Source organism: Prevotella sp. S7-1-8 (genome assembly GCF_000758925.1).
Lineage (GTDB): Bacteria > Bacteroidota > Bacteroidia > Bacteroidales > Bacteroidaceae > Prevotella.
In genome coordinates this window covers 1-5,417 of record NZ_JRNC01000023.1, presented here as the reverse complement: position 1 = coordinate 5,417, position 5,417 = coordinate 1, and the positions used below count along the sequence as shown (strand labels likewise).

The window sequence follows — 5,417 nt, the reverse complement described above, 5'->3', positions numbered from 1 at the left end:
AAAAAAAAAAAAAAAAAAGAAAAGAAAAACTTCGTTATAAAACCGAATGAATCCTTATTTTTGCAAAAAACAAAGAAATATAATAAATATAGTTAAAAGAGAGTCGTGTCTATGAAAGTGAATCATTCTTTTTTATTGCTGTTTTTTATAACGTTGTTTTGTGCCTGTGCACCCAAAAACATTTATTATAGTACGTTTTCCACCACTGCGATAGCTGCCAGGGGGGAGGGTGAGTATGTGTTGCGCGTGCAAGGCATTGGCCAGACGTACCAACAAGCTAAGGAAGACGCCATGCGCAAGGCGGTGCGCGACATCATTTTCAAGCATGTCTACAGCTCGTACGGAGAGCATAGGATGATACAGCCGGTTCTTTCCAATCCCTTGACGGAGCAACAGCATGCCGACTTTTTTGGCTCTTTTTTCTCTGCTGGTGGCGATTATCTGAAATTTGTACACGAACTACGGTTAGAAAAAGACAAGTTCAAGCCACAGGCGCGACGCGGTGTCATCATGAATGTCGTGGTGAATCGTGCAGCATTAGCAAAATATCTTGCGGATAATCAGATTTTCTAAACATAGTATTAATTAAAATTTCACAAAAATGAGAAAAAAGTTACTTTTTGTAGCACTTCTGTTTGGAGGTGTCATGTCTTATGCACAAGAAGTGTCAAAGGTGCCTGCGCAGGAAACGTTTGACTATAACCGTTGTGCCATCTCTGTAATCTCTATGGGCGGCGGAGCTTTTACGCAAGGCATTGACAGCTGTGAGTTCATGTCAGGTAAATTCGACATTAATAAAATACCCTGTACGCAAATCCCCGTAGTAGGCAATGAGATTGTTGGCAAGAAGAAGCAGGTGCTTAAAGAAAAAGCAGAGGTGATACGCAAAGAGCTGTTGGCACAGAATGTGGGCAAGCAAATATTGAACTATTGGTTGCAATATGATGGCAACGTGTTCAACTCGTCTTTGCTCGCAAAGCGTACACGTTACAGCAAGACAGACGCTGATGTGTTGAATGCCAATGTAGCTAAGGTAAACACCTTAAATGCGGCGGACAAGAAACTGATAGGCAACTCTTATGTTGTCGTGTTGAGTGAGAGTGGCACCGATGTTGATACATACGTCTTCAAAGCAGTTCTTAATGACACTGTGTTGACAGAGGTGTGGAACAACTGGCTCGACAAAGACGCTTCTGCCGCAAATAAGAGCTTTTATGATAACCTAAAGGTGGATTTAGAGTTTGTATATGCGGTAAATAACACGTATGAATCAAACGGTAAAAAAGGTTCAGAAGAGGAAGTTGACCCTGTGGCTACATTGAATAGCGCATTAGATGCTTTGGAGCGTAAGATAGACAAGTGGCAGGTAACCAGTACTATATTTGAGGTTAATCCTGTTGCGGCAAAAATAGGACGCAAGGAAGGTTTGCGCAATTCTGACCGTTATCGTGTGTTCAAGGTGGTTGAGGACGAGAATGGTAACTTGGAATACAAGAAAGTGGGCTTCGTACGCGCTACGGAAGTCTTTGATAACAGAACCGACGCAATGGGTGAGACCGATTGCAGTAAGTTTTATAAGATATCTGGCAAGACGATGAAAGAAGGCATGTTCTTGAAAGAGAAGAAGGACCTGAAACTCTCTGTCAGCGTGTCTGGTGTGTTAGGAGGATATAACTATGCTCAAGTGGATATAGACTATCTCTTAAAAACCCAAAACACGCTTGGTATGATGTATTTCGCAGGTATCTCCATCGGATATAGTATGGGTGACAAGTTGGCTGCCACGGGTTCGGCTGTCGCTGACGAGCTGTTGCGTCCTCATTACATTCCAATCTCATTGAATGGCGCAGTGGCTATCCATCCAATCCATATTCTTGAGATTATGCCTAATATTGGTGTTGGAGGCGATTATTGCAGATTGTTGGGCGACACAAGGTCAGACAATGATGATTCCGCCTCCAAGCGTATGGCATATTTCGCACATGGTGGCGTGAAAGTAGGCTTGCAGGTGTTCTACCCTGTACAGTTGTTTGTGCGCGCTGACTATTCATACAAGTTTAGCCAAGGTGAATGGTATGTTGACACGCCCAACCGATTTGGAAAATTGTCCATCGGCGCAGGTGTCAAGGTTAATTTCTAAAAACTTATGAAATGAAAAAGATAGTATTGCTTGCTCTTGTAGCGTTGCTTTTCATGCCTGTCGAAGGACTATGCAAGAAAATAGATAAGCAAAAGTATCTTACGGAATGGGCAAACTATGAGGTTTCTACTGTTGCGGTAGGGCAGAACGGCACCAAGCACCTCAAGGTGTGGGGATTTGGCAAGAATGTCAACAAGGCAATAGAGCAAGCCAAGAAGAATGCGGTACATGCTTGTTTGTTCAGGGGAATACCCGGTTCAGCCAACGCTCGCGCTACTCCTGCAATATTCTCAAACCAAGGTAACGGACAGGTGGCGATAGATAACTTTGAGTATTTCTACAATTTCTTTGAGGATGCTAAAGAGTATTTGTCTTTTATCAATGTCACCACCGATGGCGTTCCTTCCGGACAAGATCGCAGGGAAGTGAAAAAGGGATACAAGGTAGGGCTGTATGTGCAGGTAATGTACGACAACCTTAGAGAGAAAATGAAACGAGACGGCATTTTAAAGCAAGGCTCTTCAGGATTTTCTTATTGATAACCTTTCGTATGAAACGATTTGCCGCATGTGAGAATTGCGGCAGATCGTTTTTCTTTTTACGTATTAAAAATAACGCTGGCAGTGCAGTATCAACAAAAGATAACATGACGATGAAGAAAATTTATATCTTATTTCTAATGTGCTTTGTGACCATAGTGGGATATGGCCAGGCAAAGAAACCTAAACTGATGATTATTCCTTCGAGGACATGGTTTGTGCAGAATCATTTTATGACAACGCATACCAATGCGGAGGGACAGCAGGTAGAAGAACCGGATTTTCAGAAGGCCTTTGATGAGAATCCTGACGTGAGCATGGTGATTAGCGCCATGCAAGACTTCATGACAAGGGAGAATTATAAGGTGGAAGACCTGAAGACAATGTTAGGAAAGCTAAAGTCTCGGTCGGCTCGCGACAACATGACTACGGCCGGGGGTGGCTTGCAACAGTCTACCATTGACATGCTCAACAAGACGGCAAAAGCCGACATCATTGTAGAACTGTATTATACCATCAAGAAAGACGGTCCCTACAAGTATGTAGAGTTTAACGTGGGCGCTACCGATGCTTACAGCGCGGAGCCTGTATCGCAAGGAAACATCGGGAGGGGAACCTCTGCCAACGGCACACAGCTTGTCAATCAGTTGGAAGAAGCCGTGCTGAGCTTCAAGGACAAGTTTATCGCAGATATGGACAGCTACTATCAAAAGTTGTTCGAGTCGGGTAGGCATATTGTCGTGCGTTTGACATTAGCCAACAATTGCGACATCAATTATGAGAAGGAATATCAAGATAAGGAACTCAGCGAACTGATAGAAGATTGGGTTGCAGCGCATGCCATGAAGGGGAACTACAACTTGGGAGACAAGACCGAGAACGAGGTGTTCTTCGATGAGGTGCGCATTCCGATGACCTATACCACAGCGAATGGACAGACAAGAGGAACTACGGCCGACTGGTTTGGCAGGGAGTTGAAAAAGTACATAGAGGAAACCACAGGTGTGAAGTGCAAGATTGACGTGATAGGATTGGGCGAGATAAACATTATTTTAGGAGGAAAATCATGAAAATAAGACATCGTATTTGTACTCTGACACTTGGTGTCATGAGTCTTACCGCTTATGCGCAGAATACGCAGCAAATAAACTTGTCTCCTTATATCGACGAGACAAGCGAAATTCCTGCATCTGTCGAGAAAGTGGTGTATGGTAAATTGGGAAGCATCATCACGTCATGCGGATTTGGCAATGTGGCTAACCAGCGTTTCGTACTTGTTCCAAAGGCCAGTGTCGTAACAGAGGATGTGACAGAAACAGCTCCTACCATGTATGCTTATACGCTGAACATCAATTTGTGTATTGGTGATGGTGTCACGGGCACGCTTTTCTCTTCTAAAAACGTGCAGGTTAAGGGGGTGGGCACCTCCAAGAGCAAAGCCTATATGCAGGCATTTAACACCTTAAATGGTCATGATGCTGAATTAAAAGCGTTCGTGGAAAAAGCTAAAGAAAAGATATTGCAGTACTACCAACTAAACGGTACGTCAATATTACAACACGCTAAAACGCTGGCAGGCAAGCAAGAGTTCGACGCAGCCATTGACGAGTTGTCGTCCATACCCTCTGCGTGTGAACCTTTGTACACGCAAGCTAATCAACTGATGCTAAGCTTCTATAACAAAATGTTAGCTCAGGAGGGGGATAAAATGTTGGCGCAAGCCACTGCCATATGGAATGCTTCGCAAGATGCTGACGCTGCTGAGCGTGCCGGCGAGTTGCTTTCGCAAATCAATCCGCAGTCGCCTGCTTACGCCAAGGCGAAGGTCCTTTTTGCTTCTATCAAGAAAAGAATAAGCGCTCTTGATGCAAGGGAATGGAAGTATAAGCTGCAAGAGCAGCGTAATGAACATGCACTCAACCAAGCGCGGATAGCGGCAGCCAGAGCCATTGGTACGGCGTGGGCAAAGAGCCGTCCCCGTATTGTGTACAATGTGCATAACTGGTGGTAGAAACGACAAGGGTATCATATACGAATATCGAGTCGTACATGTTGAAAATGAAATAATCTGATAAAAGGAGGCAAACATCATTAAGTTTGCCTCCTTTGTCGACTTGTATGGATCAAGGGTGAGCCTTTTGATTTCTGTAACTTAGGTATGCGGCATTCTTGCTTCCTGCTATAAACCAGAGTTCGGGATAGGAAACTTCCAATAAAAGTTGGTAATCTTACTATTATTTTGCGCTCTTATAGCTATAAACCAAACAGTTATAAATACAATAGACAATAATTGCCAAAGACAAAGTAACTGAAATTTTCTGTATAGCAGATGATTTTTGCAAAGAATTCGACAAAGAAGTATCAAAAATGGGGCTTGAGTCCCCCCCCAAGAAAGCCTGTCAGCGTAATCAGACATGGCGTATGAGCCGTTCGGAAATCATGACGACACTCATCTGTTTCCACTTGGCTTCATTCCGCAATCCCAAGCTTTGTTACCAGTTCTGTGTAAGGGAACGCATTGCGGACCTGTTGCCTGGCAAACTCCGGCCACAATGGCGCACTCAATTTTGCAATGAACGTACTCGCGGCAATTACGGCCTATGGTTTCTTTAACAAGCACATATATTTTTATAATCTGATGATTTTGCTATCCTACAATATAACAGAATGGTTTTATGTTGACTACGTGAAAACCTTGATCCCGATAGCTTGTCGTTTTCAAATGAATAAAATTATTG

The 5,417-nt window shown here is 43.5% G+C and carries 5 protein-coding genes; all 5 read left to right on the top strand.

Annotated features, from left to right (window positions below):
- The first annotated feature begins 111 nt into the window (after positions 1-111).
- The 5 genes from HMPREF1640_RS03585 (at position 112) to HMPREF1640_RS03565 (ending at position 4,690) form a co-directional block, all read left to right on the top strand.
- Positions 112-573 (top strand): hypothetical protein, encoded by a 462-nt coding sequence (locus HMPREF1640_RS03585; protein ID WP_036892483.1) that lies wholly within the window; start codon positions 112-114, stop codon positions 571-573.
- Positions 574-601: 28 nt separating this feature from the next.
- The gene (locus HMPREF1640_RS03580) at positions 602-2,140 is read left to right on the top strand and encodes a hypothetical protein (protein ID WP_036892482.1); all 1,539 of its coding nucleotides are present in this window, start codon (positions 602-604) and stop codon (positions 2,138-2,140) included.
- 11 nt (positions 2,141-2,151) lie between these two features.
- Positions 2,152-2,679 carry a hypothetical protein gene (locus tag HMPREF1640_RS03575; protein WP_036892480.1) on the top strand — a complete coding sequence of 176 codons (528 nt, stop codon included), beginning with the start codon at positions 2,152-2,154 and terminating at the stop codon, positions 2,677-2,679.
- 113 nt (positions 2,680-2,792) lie between these two features.
- The gene (locus HMPREF1640_RS03570) at positions 2,793-3,749 is read left to right on the top strand and encodes a DUF6175 family protein (RefSeq protein ID WP_036892485.1); all 957 of its coding nucleotides are present in this window, start codon (positions 2,793-2,795) and stop codon (positions 3,747-3,749) included.
- Positions 3,746-4,690 carry a hypothetical protein gene (locus HMPREF1640_RS03565; RefSeq protein WP_036892478.1) on the top strand — a complete coding sequence of 315 codons (945 nt, stop codon included), beginning with the start codon at positions 3,746-3,748 and terminating at the stop codon, positions 4,688-4,690. The genes HMPREF1640_RS03570 and HMPREF1640_RS03565 overlap by 4 nt, the downstream gene beginning before the upstream one ends.
- Positions 4,691-5,417: the final 727 nt, after the last annotated feature.

What these genes read in the sequence shown, in the direction of transcription:
- HMPREF1640_RS03565 (WP_036892478.1), top strand. Translation starts at nt 3,746, where the DNA reads ATGAAAATAAGACATCGTATTTGTACTCTGACACTTGGTGTCATGAGT.
- HMPREF1640_RS03585 (WP_036892483.1), top strand. Translation starts at nt 112, where the DNA reads ATGAAAGTGAATCATTCTTTTTTATTGCTGTTTTTTATAACGTTGTTT.
- HMPREF1640_RS03570 (WP_036892485.1), top strand. Translation starts at nt 2,793, where the DNA reads ATGAAGAAAATTTATATCTTATTTCTAATGTGCTTTGTGACCATAGTG.
- HMPREF1640_RS03580 (WP_036892482.1), top strand. Translation starts at nt 602, where the DNA reads ATGAGAAAAAAGTTACTTTTTGTAGCACTTCTGTTTGGAGGTGTCATG.
- HMPREF1640_RS03575 (WP_036892480.1), top strand. Translation starts at nt 2,152, where the DNA reads ATGAAAAAGATAGTATTGCTTGCTCTTGTAGCGTTGCTTTTCATGCCT.